At 37.8% G+C, this 14,424-nt stretch carries 17 protein-coding genes and 1 pseudogene; 2 read left to right on the top strand and 16 right to left on the bottom strand.

The features are described 5' to 3' along the window. Window positions 1-446: 446 nt before the first annotated feature. The 6 genes from JOE23_RS04830 to JOE23_RS04805 are packed head-to-tail and all read right to left on the bottom strand — an operon-like array spanning window position 447 to window position 3,252. Window positions 447-1,214, bottom strand: a complete 768-nt coding sequence (locus JOE23_RS04830) for an ABC transporter permease (protein WP_204436162.1) — start codon at window positions 1,212-1,214, stop codon at window positions 447-449. After that, window positions 1,215-1,976 (bottom strand): ABC transporter ATP-binding protein, encoded by a 762-nt coding sequence (locus JOE23_RS04825; protein WP_204436161.1) that lies wholly within the window; start codon window positions 1,974-1,976, stop codon window positions 1,215-1,217. 53 nt (window positions 1,977-2,029) lie between these two features. Continuing rightward, the gene (locus JOE23_RS04820) at window positions 2,030-2,215 is read right to left on the bottom strand and encodes a cysteine-rich KTR domain-containing protein (RefSeq protein ID WP_204436160.1); all 186 of its coding nucleotides are present in this window, start codon (window positions 2,213-2,215) and stop codon (window positions 2,030-2,032) included. 20 nt (window positions 2,216-2,235) lie between these two features. Continuing rightward, window positions 2,236-2,589 carry a DUF1048 domain-containing protein gene (locus JOE23_RS04815; protein WP_204436159.1) on the bottom strand — a complete coding sequence of 118 codons (354 nt, stop codon included), beginning with the start codon at window positions 2,587-2,589 and terminating at the stop codon, window positions 2,236-2,238. Between the two features lie 10 nt (window positions 2,590-2,599). Next, window positions 2,600-2,947, bottom strand: coding sequence for a DUF1048 domain-containing protein (locus JOE23_RS04810; protein ID WP_204436158.1), 348 nt, complete (start codon window positions 2,945-2,947; stop codon window positions 2,600-2,602). Beyond that, window positions 2,947-3,252, bottom strand: a complete 306-nt coding sequence (locus JOE23_RS04805; protein WP_275581452.1) for a PadR family transcriptional regulator — start codon at window positions 3,250-3,252, stop codon at window positions 2,947-2,949. Before JOE23_RS04805 ends, JOE23_RS04810 begins: the two co-directional genes overlap by 1 nt. Before the next feature lie 241 nt (window positions 3,253-3,493). Here JOE23_RS04805 and JOE23_RS04800 point away from each other — a divergent pair, with 241 nt between their 5' ends. Further along, a complete protein-coding gene (locus JOE23_RS04800) occupies window positions 3,494-3,997 on the top strand; it encodes a hypothetical protein (RefSeq protein ID WP_204436157.1) in 504 nt (167 codons plus the stop codon). A gap of 82 nt (window positions 3,998-4,079) precedes the next feature. On the opposite strand, the gene rlmD is transcribed toward JOE23_RS04800, so the two are convergent. After that, the gene (gene rlmD / locus JOE23_RS04795) at window positions 4,080-5,474 is read right to left on the bottom strand and encodes a 23S rRNA (uracil(1939)-C(5))-methyltransferase RlmD (RefSeq protein ID WP_204436156.1); all 1,395 of its coding nucleotides are present in this window, start codon (window positions 5,472-5,474) and stop codon (window positions 4,080-4,082) included. A 237-nt stretch (window positions 5,475-5,711) separates the two neighbouring features. Here rlmD and JOE23_RS04790 point away from each other — a divergent pair, with 237 nt between their 5' ends. Then, a complete protein-coding gene (locus tag JOE23_RS04790) occupies window positions 5,712-6,752 on the top strand; it encodes an NAD(P)/FAD-dependent oxidoreductase (protein WP_204436155.1) in 1,041 nt (346 codons plus the stop codon). A 519-nt stretch (window positions 6,753-7,271) separates the two neighbouring features. Here the strand turns inward: JOE23_RS04790 and JOE23_RS04785 are convergent. The 9 genes and pseudogenes from JOE23_RS04785 to JOE23_RS04750 all read right to left on the bottom strand — a co-directional run bounded on the left by JOE23_RS04785 (window position 7,272) and on the right by JOE23_RS04750 (window position 14,409). Continuing rightward, complete coding sequence (locus tag JOE23_RS04785; protein WP_204436154.1) at window positions 7,272-8,207, bottom strand: nucleoside hydrolase; 936 nt, start codon at window positions 8,205-8,207, stop codon at window positions 7,272-7,274. 394 nt (window positions 8,208-8,601) lie between these two features. Beyond that, entirely contained in the window at window positions 8,602-8,991 is a 390-nt protein-coding gene (locus JOE23_RS04780; protein ID WP_204436153.1) for a DUF2752 domain-containing protein, read from the bottom strand. 97 nt (window positions 8,992-9,088) lie between these two features. Then, window positions 9,089-9,427 (bottom strand): DUF4234 domain-containing protein, encoded by a 339-nt coding sequence (locus tag JOE23_RS04775; RefSeq protein ID WP_204436152.1) that lies wholly within the window; start codon window positions 9,425-9,427, stop codon window positions 9,089-9,091. A gap of 310 nt (window positions 9,428-9,737) precedes the next feature. Beyond that, the gene (gene glsA, locus JOE23_RS04770; RefSeq protein WP_204436151.1) at window positions 9,738-10,667 is read right to left on the bottom strand and encodes a glutaminase A; all 930 of its coding nucleotides are present in this window, start codon (window positions 10,665-10,667) and stop codon (window positions 9,738-9,740) included. A 203-nt stretch (window positions 10,668-10,870) separates the two neighbouring features. After that, entirely contained in the window at window positions 10,871-11,077 is a 207-nt protein-coding gene (locus JOE23_RS04765; RefSeq protein WP_204436150.1) for a zinc ribbon domain-containing protein, read from the bottom strand. A gap of 384 nt (window positions 11,078-11,461) precedes the next feature. Further along, window positions 11,462-11,698 (bottom strand): annotated as a pseudogene (locus tag JOE23_RS17830) (NADPH-dependent FMN reductase); the annotation flags it as partial. A 273-nt stretch (window positions 11,699-11,971) separates the two neighbouring features. Next, window positions 11,972-12,901, bottom strand: coding sequence for an AEC family transporter (locus tag JOE23_RS04760; RefSeq protein ID WP_204436149.1), 930 nt, complete (start codon window positions 12,899-12,901; stop codon window positions 11,972-11,974). A gap of 15 nt (window positions 12,902-12,916) precedes the next feature. Continuing rightward, window positions 12,917-13,678, bottom strand: coding sequence for an amino acid ABC transporter ATP-binding protein (locus tag JOE23_RS04755; protein ID WP_204436250.1), 762 nt, complete (start codon window positions 13,676-13,678; stop codon window positions 12,917-12,919). A gap of 38 nt (window positions 13,679-13,716) precedes the next feature. Then, window positions 13,717-14,409 (bottom strand): amino acid ABC transporter permease, encoded by a 693-nt coding sequence (locus JOE23_RS04750; RefSeq protein ID WP_204436148.1) that lies wholly within the window; start codon window positions 14,407-14,409, stop codon window positions 13,717-13,719. Window positions 14,410-14,424: the final 15 nt, after the last annotated feature.

Below are 14,424 nucleotides of genomic sequence, written 5' to 3'. Positions count from 1 at the left end.
AGATTATCCTATTTGAATGTTGTTTGTGAAATTCACCTATAAAATTATCGGCAAAAATTCTGACCAACGTCATTTGACAAAGAACCACTTATGGACAGTTAATATTTTCCATTCATTGATTATTTATTGGTGTCCTCAGCCATAGTGATTGCTAAAATAATACTGTTTTGAAGCAACATAATGACTATGAAAGTAGCAATAGAGATTTCTGGGTCGAAAATATTCATTAGCATAATATGCAAATTACTAACAAGCATCGATTGTATATTCGGTTTCCAAATATTTATCAACGTAAATCCTGATTAACTTAAAAAAGCCGACTCAGATCATTGATCAAAGTCAGCCAGTTAATCCTTTATTACTCCTCGTTACACTCCATCCCCGTACGGTTTACAATCTGAATGGTAGTGGCAATAACAATGTTTTGATCTGTCGTTTACCCATTTTCATACCATTCTTTTATATATTCTCATTGCAATGATATATGCCACGACCATGATTCCAACACACCATGCTATGGCGATCCAAATATCATTACTCGCCAATGCATTCGAAAGTAATGCACGGATAGCTTCTACGATAGATGTTACTGGCTGGTTTTCTGCAAAGGCTCGTACTGCTTTAGGCATCGCATCTGTTGGTACAAAGGCAGAACTGATAAATGGTAAGAAGGCAATTGGGTAAGCGAATGCACCTACGCCATCTGATGTTTTAGCAGTAAGTCCCGCAATTACAGCAATCCAGGTCAAAGCAAGTGTAAAGATCCCAAGAATTCCAAATACCGCTAACCATTCTAAGATTCCTGCTGAAGAACGGAAGCCCATTAATAATGCAACAAGTATAATCACTAATACAGAAATTCCATTAGAAATTAATGAAGTTAATACATGTCCCCATAATACTGTAGAACGAGCGATAGGCATAGAGTGAAAACGTTCAAATATACCACGTTCTTTATCTGTAAACAAACGGTAAGCTACATATGCAATCCCACTACCAATAGCCATTAACATTATACCTGGAAATAGATAATTAACATAATTTTCTGTACCTGTTTCGATTGCACCACCAAATACATAAACGAATAATAACATCATCGCAATTGGTGTGATACAAACTGTAATAATTGTATCCATACTTCTAATAATATGACGCATAGAACGTCCAAACATAACACTCATATCTTTGAAAAAATATTTATTTGTTGATTCCATTTATTTCTCCCCCTTTTCACCAATGATTGTTAGAAATATTTCTTCTAAGGTCGGTTGTTTTTCAACATATTCAACTTTTGCAGGCGGGAATAGTTTTTTCAATCCCTCTAGTGTATCTAACGCAATGATTTTTCCTCCATGAAGAATAGCTATTTTATCCGCAAGTTGTTCTGCTTCTTCTAAATATTGAGTCGTTAAGAATACTGTAGTTCCTGCAGCTGATAACTCCTTTACAATCTTCCAAACTTCTAAACGTGCTTCTGGATCAAGACCTGTCGTTGGCTCATCTAGGAAAATAATCTTTGGATTTCCCACAAGACTCATTGCGATATCAATTCTTCTTTTCATACCTCCAGAGTAAGTACCCGCTCTGCGGTCTGCAGCCTCTGACATACCAAAACGATTAATTAACTCATCTGCTACTTGATTTGGATTTTCAAGATGTCTAAGTTTTGCTATCATTTGAAGATTTTCACGTCCAGTCAATATTTCGTCAATAGCAGCAAACTGACCAGTAAGACTGATAGAATTTCTAATCTCTGCTGGTTCTTTTTCAATATCAAAGCCATTGATTACAACACTTCCGGCATCTGCCTTAAGTAAAGTAGCCATGACTCTAATCATCGTAGTTTTTCCGGCTCCATTGGAACCTAATAATGCAAAAACACCTCCCTGCTCCACTTCAAAATTTACTCCTTTGAGTACTTCTACATCTTTATAAGATTTCTTTACACCTTCAATTTGTATGATATTTTTTTTCATTTACTTTTCCTCCTCTATAAACAAAGAGCCGACAACTGTGATTCAACTCACGGCTATCGGCTCTGCGTCTTAGCGTCTGGCTCTTTGCTAACTGAAATATTCATTTGTTTTACATTGATAATCGTTTCATATTTACACTTAGGACAAAATAGTGGAAAGTTTTCAAGTACCGTATCAACCCCTACCTTGACTCGTGTTTTGTTGCCACAAACAGGGCATAATATCCACTCATAATTCACACGCTACCAATCCCTCCCGTTTACTTAGTTTTATCCTTGACAACCTTTTTCATTGACTTGTTGACCTCTTGATTAACAGATTCTTGAATGATGTCAGCAAAAGTTTTTGAATCTTTGATTAGATCGTCGCAGAAGGCTGCAACGTCACTGCCCGTCACCTCCAGCACACCTTTCCCCAAGGCCGCCCCCTCTTCAAAAAGATCGATAATCCCTGAAAGCAACCCAGTCCCCTCGGTTAGTTCAACAGGACCGACTTTAAATAGATATTTTTGAATCTCTTTATAAACAATTTGATAATCTTGTGGTAGTTTTTTGACACGCGCCATGTGCGCTCGCCACTCTTTTTTTCCTTCGACAATATCTTGTATTCTCACTTTCATCCTCCTAACGACCTAATTTTTTAGCGATATTATTGTTCAGTTGCTGGCGCAACTTGTCGCGATAAGACTTTGCCCCTTCTTCACCAGCCAGAGATGAACAGAATCCTTCTATATCGTCACCCAACACCTCCTGTACACTCTGACCGTCGGCCGCCGCTTCCTCCAAGAGGCCAAGGACACCATCAAGAATTGGCATAAGGTTGCGACCGGTGAAATCTGAGTACTGCCAAAGATAGGTGTCTATTGTTTCCCATGCCCCTTGAAAATCAGCAGGTAGCTTCTTGATCCGAGAAGCGAAGGCTTGCGCTTGTTTTTCCATGTCCTTCCCCGTGATTTTGTCCCAAAAATTCATTATATCTCCTCCTTTAATTGGTTTATTTTAGATGATAGAAACTCCCATTTTTCCCAGAACCTCTGCAACTCTTCACGCCCTGCATCATTGAGTACATAAAACTTGCGCGCAGGTCCTTTATCAGATGGCTTTTTCGTTATCTCCACCAACCTGTTTTTCTCTAAACGCACCAAGATGGTATAAACTGTCCCATCCACGACATCTGTAAAGCCAAGATCATTCAGCTGCCTCGTTATTTCGTAACCATAAGTTTCTTTGCGGTTTATAATTTCAAGCACGCAGCCCTCAAGCACGCCTTTGAGCATTTCTGTTAGATGTACCAGGATATTCACCCCTCCCTATTCAGTAATACTGGTATGTAGTATTACTTACTACCACTATATAGTATCACTAAGTAGATAAACCTGTCAATAGCATTTAAAGAGAATGATTTTAATGAAAAAGCAGCATCAATTACAGGTTTTCCACTCGGTACATTGACATTTGACTATGGAGATAACGCATATTCCTTTGATGAATCATCGCAAACTATGACGGTATCAAATTTTGATATTTCAAGATATTTTGAACAAGCTGGGAGGATTTCAGGAAGCAAGGAGAAAAATTTATGAAGTAATTAATGGACTGGAATACAGAATTGAGAACACAGAAACCATGTCAGCCAAACGAGGTAGTAGAACAATGGTTTCTTATAGTGGTGATATTAAAATTGGTTTCATCAAAACCGATGCTAGTTTAAGCGATATAAAAGAGAATCAATTGGCAAGTTACCAACTATTCGGATTTATATCTCTAACTGAGGCTTTATACGACCAAGAAATTCAAACGTTCATCAAACCTGGACCAATTAGAGTTAATCAAAGAAATATTTATACTTCCATGGAGAAACTACAAGTAGAGCCTTATCTAGAAATAAATGATATGAAAACCTTTATCTATCTTCTGTTATTGATGCTATTTACAAAAAAACAATCTATATGCCAATCCCCTAGATGTGATGCTCCATATACACTACCATATTTCTTACATAAATTTGGAAGGAAACAATAAATTTATTCAGTTCTTAAAAATTTTTAATAACAAAAGAGCCTTTAATTGCTTAAAAAGGCTCTTAACTCACTGTTACATCTATTTATTTTCCCACATAAGTTAGTAGTGAACAGCACTCAACATGCACGGTATGTGGAAAAAGATCGACGGGTTGTACTTTTTCTAGCTGATAACCAAAAGGTTCAAGCTCCTTAATGTCAGTGGCAAATGTTTCTGGATTACAAGAAACATAGACAATACGTTCAGGCTTAGCTCTACCAATACGACGCATGACTTTGCCACCCGCACCAGATCGCGGTGGATCAAGTAAAAGGAGATCAGGTATGCCAAAGTCAGTTAATATTTGGTCAATACCTCGCCTTGCGTCTTTAGCCAAAAAGACGGTATTATCGATACCATTATCAATGGCATTACGTTTTGCTGACGCAATTGACGTTTCCACTATTTCTATGCCGGCTAACGCACTTACCCTAGTGGCGAAAGGTAAGGAAAAGGTGCCGACACCACAAAAGAGATCAATCATTTTCTCTGAAGATTTAGGATTAGCCATCTCTATTGCTAATTCTACTAGCTTTTCTGCTTGCTTCGGATTCGTTTGAAAAAAAGTATCGAACCATAAACGGTAACGATAACCAAACATCTCGTCATAAATAAAATCTCTGCCCGCTAAGATATGAGCCTGTTCGGCTTGAGTCCGATCAGCCCAATCACGATTTTCAAACCACATTAAACTTTTTACTTGGGGGCATTTGCGACCTATACGACGGATCAAATCCTCTATAGCATAAGTGAGTTCATGATCGGGAGCTTCCGTTGCAAAGATACCAAGCATGATTTCACCTGTTTCAAATGACTGTCTCACCATAAGATGACGTAATAACCCTGTGTGTGTGTCTTTATGGTAGCCAGAAAGTTGATGTGTCTTGGTCCAATTAGCTACTTCCATTGCTGCATTTACCATGTCTTCACTAGCAATCAGACATGTTTCTAGCGGAATCACCTTGCGAAAATTACCTTGTTCATGTAATCCTAGTGAACCATCAGCTGCAAAAGTAAATTCCATCTTATTACGATAACGCCAAGGATTTTCAGCACCCACTGTATCTAAAACAAGGGACTGATCAAAACCTTGGGCTTCCAGTACTTTCTTAACATAATCTGTCTTATGTTTTAATTGTCCTGAATAACTCCAATGTTGCCAAACACAGCCACCACACCGTACAAAGTGAGGACAATCCGGTTCAATTCGTTCTAGATCCGGTTCAACAACTTGGTCAGCTTGTAATCTCAGCCATTTTCGATCTGGGTTGTCCACTGTTACTTTTACTTTTTCACCCGGAATGGTCTGAGGGATCGTTAACTTAAGCTTTTTCGGATTAACTTGTCCCGTATCACGCCAAACAACCGCCCGTCCTGATCCTTTACGATCTAATTCATTAATTTCAGTTATATATGTTTCAGTCTTTATATTTGTCAACACACTTCCTCCTATCAACATGCCCTTTTAACATCTTAACGGCTAACGAGCAAGAATACAATACGCTAAATTATAATTGCGATTCACTAACCATTATAATCGTTCTTAATATATTCGAAACTTAACCCTTCACTCCATCACACGATAAAGAAATGTTTCAGGGTGAGCTAGACTTTTAAACATCTCACTTCTTATTAAAAATGATTTAAGTTATAATAGACGATCAGGAGGGATTCAATGTCTACATTTACAATTATCGGTGGTGGTATAGCAGGTGCTTCTATTGCCTATCACTTAGTCAAAAGCGGTTATCCGGTCACTGTTTATGACCGATTAGATAAAGGACAAGCTACCTCTGCTTCAGCAGGTATTATTTGTCCGTGGGTAAGTCAGCGTCGAAATCAGAAATGGTATCGCTTAGTTCGAGAAGGCGCTCGTTATTACCCCCATTTTATCAAGCAATTAGAAGGGATCACTCAACTGTCTACGGGTTATCGAAAAAATGGTGCTATTTGTTTATTTAAAGATAATCATATTCAACAACTCGCTTATGATAGAATATCTGCCAAACAAGTGGATGCGCCCGAAATGGGGAAGGTTATAAAAATGACGAAACAACAAGTGAAAGCCATGCATCCATACTTGACCGATAGCTATCCTGCTGTTTTCGTTGAAGGTGGTGGTCAAGTTAATGGCGAAAAACTACTCTCTGCTTTAAAAGCAGGTATTCGGCATTATGGTGGTCAATGGCTTGAACAAGCAAAGAAACCTACTGAAATAGAGGATACCGTTATTTATACAGCAGGTGCATGGTCACGTGAACATTATCAACAACCTAATATTAAACATCAACGTGCTGAGCTTCTACATTTTAAGTTCCTAGCAGCTGATCAGCAAGCAGAAACCCCTGTTGTGATGGGCCTAGGACCAATGTACATCGTCGAGACCGAAAAAAACAATTTTGCAATTGGTACGACCCATGAAGATACGGATGCTTTTAACAGTGATCCATCTCGTGAAGGTCAACACTATTTATATGATCAAGCTACTCGTTATTTCCCAGATACACGTATTGAAAATCAAACGGTCGCTGTTGGCTTACGCCCTTTTACACGCGATTCATTGCCTTACATCGGTTATGTAAAAGACAATAACTTTGTCGTTAATGGGCTAGGGTCATCAGGATTAACTGCTGCACCCGTTATTGGGAGAGAAGTTGCTAACTATTTGACAGGAAGAGAAACAGTCTTAGACTTAAATGATTATGCTTATTTTTAAAAAGCTAGCTAGTGTTTGCTCATCATTAACAAAATTCAACTTTTCTTATACTTAGTCCTTTAAATCACTTTTACTTGTTTGCTATTATTTAATACTTTTCTAACATAGATAGGTAGGATTAATCCGTAATAAAACGAAGCTTCAATCAGTAGACGTTTTTGTTCTTCGCCCACTGATTGCAGGCTCGTTGAGTGAATCTGCATGAGCGTCCATTATCACCCACCTCAATCGATTGGCTCTACGCTCTATTTTGAGGGGGGGATTTTACGGACGGTTATCTGTGATAAAAAAGGGACAATCCAACTGAATATAGACAATACCTCGGTAAAATACTTTCCTTCTAGAAGGAAAAACACTAGATTGTAACCGTCTCTCGCTAGCTAGTAGTATGCAAAGACAGCTCTACTGTTAGTACTGTTCCGATTCAATAAAAAAGCTTCCGATGTATGTTATCTCCCTTTTGCTCAGATAGGATTCTCATTATTTCTGTTTCGTGATTTCCAACTGCTTGTCTATTTGCTAACCCTGTCTAGATAGGTCTGTGATATAAGTGAAAAATGCATCACGATCGACATGATAAACAAGATTAACTGGGCGGCCGTTTTCAGCTATTTCCGTCTTTCCTTGACTAGCTCCTTCAACATTCACGATGCTTTTAACAACCTTTTGCTTAACAAGATCAGGCTTGCCAACCGTTGCTGTTGTTAAGACATCCCAAAGGAAATATGTTGAATTGGTCTGAAAATGAACAAGTGGTGGTACCATGGCATAACATTGCCCAAGAAAATCAATACCAAGGTCTTTACGTTGGCTTGCCCAAGATTGACGAACTTCCATTGTCAACGGCACCATGTTCGTACTTTCTAAAGCAACGAGATCAATAATGATCGAACTATCCCATACACGCTTTACAGCTTCAGGGTCCCAAAAAGCATTCCATTCAGCGGTGCCGTCATGTTCAGGCTCTTCAACATTGCCTTGTTCAAGGAAAGTGCCCCCCATCCAAACGAGCTTTTCAATATTTTTTTCGATTTCAGGTGCTTCATCTAAAGCTCGTGCCAAATCTGTTAACGGACCAATAAACAGAAGTGTGATCGGCTGTTCACTTGTTTTTAATACTTCGATTAAATGTTGATGAGCAGGTAGTGGCGAAACCGGTGTTGTCATTTTACCGGACTCATTTAAAATCGGTAATGCATCAACGAAAAAAGCATGCATACGCCAATCTTTTGGAAATGGGTTTTTTCCACGTGAATTTGAAGCAGAGACCTCTACTTGGCGCTTACTGAAGCGATCAATAATCTTCCGACTTGCATACATGGCCGGTTCTAAATAACAATCGGCTGGAATAACACCCACACCAACCAAATCGATATCCTCCATTTGTGTTAATAAAAATAATGAAACTAAATCATCAACACCGCCATCATGATTTAAATATACCTTTTTAGACAAAATACGTCCCCCTCTGTTAGTCATATTAACCTTTTATTTGTACAAGTGTTACTCAATCTCTATTATAGCTTAATTTGATAGCTGATTAAACGCAAAAAAAACGTCCAACTATTCCAGGACGTCTTCCCATATAAAACGAACCTAATCAGTAGGCGTGGGCTTACAGGATGTAGGTTATGCAGACGTTGCCACAGGACGTGGCGGTCTTAGTCTGTAATCCTTCTTAAAGCTGTGGCGGTTTTAGTCTACGATCTTACCCTCCCACTAATGGTTAGTTGAATGAATCCGGACATTAGCGTCCGTTATCACCCATCTCAATCGATTGGCTCTACTCCCTATTTGAAGGGGGTTACGGACGATTATCTGTAATAAAGATCAATTCACTTGCTCCCGATTACAAATCGGTCGGTGCCATCCAATCAAACGGCTTAAAGTTTCTTAGTACACCAAATAATACTGTCATGGTCAACATTAATGCCATTAGCATTTGACTTTGTTTATGTTTGCCTTTTTTCTCTAAAATGTAGTAAATCAAAAACAAAGGTAATAGAAAAAAAATAAGCATATTATAGCGAAAAGATTGATGAACATCGCCTTCTAATAATGCTAATGAAGCTCTTGTCATTCCACAACCTGGACATTCATAACCGGTTACTTGTCTAAAAGGACATGAAATATGTATCCCTAACTTTGGAATAACAACTGTCAAATAAAGTATAGCTGCTCCTAATAAAGATAGACCCATATATATTTTTTTATGCACGCTAGCAAGATACTTTTTCATCATGACCATTCCTTAATATAAAATGAAGATTCATGGATTAAAAGCAAACAAAAAAATGATCGGAAATACTTAACCCTGGTCAAGTATTTCCTTTTTATTAAGCTAATTTGTTCATATCCGATTGAATAATTGCATTTGCTACAAGACTTAATCCAAATACAGATAATAAAATATAAATAAGTCCATTATCATTCGTATGCTGATTTTGTCGATACTGAACATCGGCAATTTTTTGCCCGACAATATAATACCAGAAAAACACATAAATACCACATGTTAAAAAGCTAAACAAAATGACTTTACCACCTCTAAATGCTCTGTCATCAGTTGCTGCTGCTAGCTCTTCTGTGATCGAAAACATCCAAAAAAAAGTATAAATGCCACAAGTAATAAGTGATAGTATGATAACCATTGCCACACTACGTTCTCTTATCACACAATCCCCTCCTTCTCTTTATATATTTAAAATAGCCTATTATGATAACTTCTAATTTATAGAGAAGTTACACACACAAATAATATATCGACTAAACCCTAAAAAATTATATCATAAATAAGTCTTTATATGCACAAAAACTGCACATTTACAATTTAGACTTTTTAAAAACCTCTCCCGCTAAACCACTGGATGGCATAAAACGAACCTTCAATCAGTGGTTTAACGGACGCTTATCTGTAATAAAAAATACCGAAAAAAGTGCTACCCACTTCATCCGGTACCTTTATTTCCATAACATCAACTTTAATCAAAACATACTCAAACTATAATTTTTTGATAACAATTCAAGCAACTTTAATCCGGCTAAACTGTTGCCTTTATCATCTAATGCTGGCCCAAAGATACCAACCCCGAATTTTCCCGGTACGGATCCCATAATACCACCAGATACCCCACTTTTAGCCGGGATGCCTATTTTGATTGCGAATTCACCTGAGGCATTATACATACCACACGTGACCATAAACGTTTTACAAATCCGAGCGATATCCTTAGAGATAATTTGTTTTCCCGTTTCATGATCTTTCCCATCTTGAGCAAATACCATAGCTATTCGGGCCAACTGTAAACAATTCATTTCAATCGCACACTGTTTCGTATAAAGTTGGATCAATTGTTCGACCGGCTCATCTATTTGGCCATGCTGTTTTAAAAAATAGCTTAATGCACGGTTTAAATCCGCAGTTTCATTTTCAGATTGGGCCGTTTGCTCACAATAGCCTATTGTGTAATCATTAGTAAGGTCATGGATAAAGGATAATAAACGTTGAAATCGAGCTTCAACTGACTCACCTTCTATCATATGTGTAACAACTAACGCACCAGCGTTTATCATAGGATTTAAAGGTTTGGCCGGCGCCATATTTTCTAACTTCGCAATTGAGTTAAATGGATCGCCAGTTGGCTCCATTCCTACCTTTTCGAAGACATAATCTGGTCCATGATCGCTTAAAACAAGTGCTAAACTAATGACTTTAGATATACTTTGTAAAGTGAATTTCTTTTTTACATCACCTGCTGATGCATAACGACCATCGGGATATTTAATAGCAATAGATAGATCATGCGGATTCGCCTTACCTAATGCTGGAATGTAGTCAGCTACTTTACCTTGACTTGTATAAGCTCGTGCTTCTGAAACAAAATACGCTAACTCTTTACTACTTTCACAAAACACATTGATCACCCTTTACTAGTATAAACAAGTATATTAAATCAATAACGTATTTAAATGACAATAGTCGACTAATGTTTAAGATTATTCATTTCTGCTTGTCCATCTTCAATTTTAAAGATGTATCGTCTTATTATGCAACTAAAATACTAAAACATGCCCCATCTTATTTCAACAAAAAAGCATCCCAAAGATTAAGATGCTACTTATCCTCCAAAAAACAGGTCAATAATATTTGAAGCTGTTGATGATTGTTTATTATAGAGTTCCGAGTAACCACAATCTTGACAATAGACAACTAGAAAGTGGTTATGTTGCACGTCAAACATTTTTGATAAGCCGGTGCCAGATGTAGCAATCTCTTTCTGAGCAGCACGTCTACTCCCGCATTTAATACAACCTTGATTATCCATCGCTTAACTCCTTTATAGCATTATTTTAAAACGATAAAACGAAACTTCAATCCGTGGACGTGGGCCTACAGGATGTAGGTTATGCAGACGTTGCCACAGGACGTGGCGGTTTTAGTCTACGATCTTACCCTACCACGGATTGTTAGTTGAGTGAATCAGGACATTAGCGTCCGTTATCATCCACCTCAATCGAGTGGCTCTACGCCCTAATTTAAGAGGGGTCTTACGGACGGTTAACTGTGATAAATAGTTATATTATAACATATAGACTAGCTTTACTTTTTAAATAAATCTTTATTTAAAAACGAATGACAATTTTATTAATCATTATCATTCGTCTCTAGTCCACAAATATTTAATTTTCTTCTATATAATTTATTAGATTTAACGAATCGTTTTTAAAGCGCCACTCCATTTTAATAATTGATCAAGCATTTCGTTTGCATTATTTTCATGATAGCTTGCTGGCTTAAAGACTGAAAAGTTCTCAAAATCACTCATTAAAGAGAATGTAACAGCCGTACGCACATCAGCGACTTGAAGTTCATCTAGAATGAGTCGTAAATTTTCATGCGCTCTTGCACCACCTAAGCTTCCGTATCCAACAAAACCTGCTGCTTTAATAACCTCATATTCGAGATGATTTTATTTTACACCTTGTTTTTTATATGTGTCGAGCACTATGCTATATGGCTTAGGTTCTTCAGGATTAACCGCCACATCTGTCATTGGTAGAGAAGTTGCCGATTTACTAAGTGGGCGTAAAACCATTCTGAATTTAGCAGATTATCAATTATAACCACCCTAATGCGAATGGTATCAGAAAAAGAAGAGGAAGGACCCATTTTCGTTCCTCTTTTAAAACCTTTTATTCAACATCAAATAAGTAACACCTTAGACAGATACCAGGTAACCAAACAACGGAATTGTTACGACTGACAGTAATGTCGTAATAAAAATGATTTGGGCAGCTAAATAGGAGTCTGCATGATATTGTTCAGTTAGAACGGTCACATTAGGTGGGGCTGGCATGGCAGCGATAATAACAGGAATCGCCAAAAGTAATCCATCTATCCGAAACATTTTTAAAATTAGAAACAAAACAAATGGTAGAACAAGTAATCTGAGCAAGGTAAATAAGAAAACGTTACGATTGCTAAATACGGTTCTGAAGCTGAAGGCAGCAAGTGTCATACCCGCAATCGCCATGGCAAGTGGCGTAGTCGTTGCGGATAAAAGTGATACGACTCCCGAAATCTGTGAGGGTAATGAAATCGAGAAGATAAAGAACAATAAGCCTATTGCCGTGGCAATATTGGGTGGTGTTAACAGCTGTCTTAACGAAAATCTGCTTCTTTTGCCACTCACTTTTGAAAAAATGATGCTGCCATACAGATAAAAGCTAATATTAATGGGAATCGCAAAGACTGAGGAATAAAATATACCATCATCGCCGAAGAGAGCATAGCTCACAGGCCAACCCATAAAGCCATAGTTTGTGATAACGAAAAGGAATTCATAGACGGTTTGTCGCCTGACATCCTTTTCCTGTAAAAGTATCACCCCCATTTTTTTTACTAAGGCGCCAAATATAAGAAAACCGACGCTTAACATCAAAATCCAAATGATCTCCTGCATCTTATCCTCTGAGAATGGTTGACTTATCGAATTAATCATCGTTGCGGGAATGCTTACATAGAAAAGAAAGGTGCTTAATTCTTTTCGAAAGGATTGGGTCACAATTTTCTTTTTGGCAACGATTAAGCCGATGATAACAATTAGAAACAGGGTAAGAATTTCATTATATGCCATAAGTATGTTCATAGACGATAACTCCTATTAATTACTAAAATCAGTCGATCCTTTTTCTGAGGTAATCCGGCTTAAAAATTGCTTGGTTCGCTCTTTTTCTGGATTTACTAACAGTTTCTCTGGTGGACCTTGTTCTACAATATTTCCATCCGCCATAAACACAATTCGATTGGCAACCTCTTTAGCGAATGATACCTCGTGTGTCACAACAACCATCGTAACACCAGTTTGGGCGATCTTCTTGATCGTTGTTAACACCTCCCCTACTAGCTCTGGATCAAGCGCTGAAGTTGGTTCATCAAACAAAATCACGTCAGGATTTAGCAGGATTGCTCTTGCAATACCGGCTCGCTGTTGTTGTCCACCTGAGAGTTGATTAGGATAAGCATTCGCCTTATCTGCAAGACCCACCTTATCAAGAACTTCGAGACCTTTCTTCTCAGCGATCTTTTTCTTTATTTTCTTTACTATGATTAATCCTTCCATCACATTCTCAAGAATGGTTTTATTGGCAAATAAATTATAATTTTGAAAAACCATAGCTGTTTTGCGCCTCAACATCAAAACGTCCTGCTTTTTAGCATCAAGACATTCTACAGTAAACTGATTGGCCGTTATACTACCTCTGTCTGCTTTTTCAAGAAAATTAACTGTTCTCAACAAGGTCGTTTTTCCTGATCCACTTGGACCAAGAATGACGACAACCTCCCCTTTTTCAACGGTAAGGTTTATCCCTTTCAACACGTGCTGTGTTCCAAATGCCTTATGAATATCTCTTAATTGCAACATCGGGTTAGACACGATAGATTCACTCCCCTTATTAAAATTTAAACCGTCATTTTCCCTTTCATTAAACGTCTTTCTATCGCGGAAAATATAAATTCAAACCCTAAGCATATCCCCCAGTATAAAAGTGATACAATGATAAAAATCTCTGTATAACGATATGAATTGACAGCTTGGATATTGGACATATTCATCATTTCAACTACAGACACAATTGAAGCTAAAGATGATTCCTTTACCGCTCCTAAAAACAAATTACTCACATTAGGAATAGCGATCACTAATGCTTGAGGGATAATCACGCGTTTGTACGCCTGAAAGGTTGTCATTCCTACCGAATAGCATGCTTCTAGCTGGCCATTAGGAATGGATTGAATAGCCGAACGAATAGCCTGTGTTAAGTAAACGGAACGATCTAGGCTAAGCGCAATAATTGCGAAAAAAATGGGTGGCACAGCGTTTACCGAAATGTTTAGCGATGTAGATTGAGCTAAGCTAAATAAGATTTGGGGTATGCCATAATAAGCTAGAAACATTAAGATTAAAACAGGTGTCCCTCTAATCACAGCTAAGTAGAGTGAAACAAGTCTATTAATGAATGGTAGTTTGTAAATTTGAATGATAGCGCAGCCTAGACCTATTGTCGCTCCAATTACCATAGCGGTCACAGCTAATAAAATGGTTACAGGTGCAACTGAAATGATCGCTAATAAATTATCAACAAAAAACTGCATAACTAATCTCCTCCA

The organism is Amphibacillus cookii, assembly GCF_016908375.1.
Lineage (GTDB): Bacteria > Bacillota > Bacilli > Bacillales > Amphibacillaceae > Amphibacillus_C > Amphibacillus_C cookii.
This window is presented reverse-complemented; position numbering and strand designations above follow the sequence as displayed.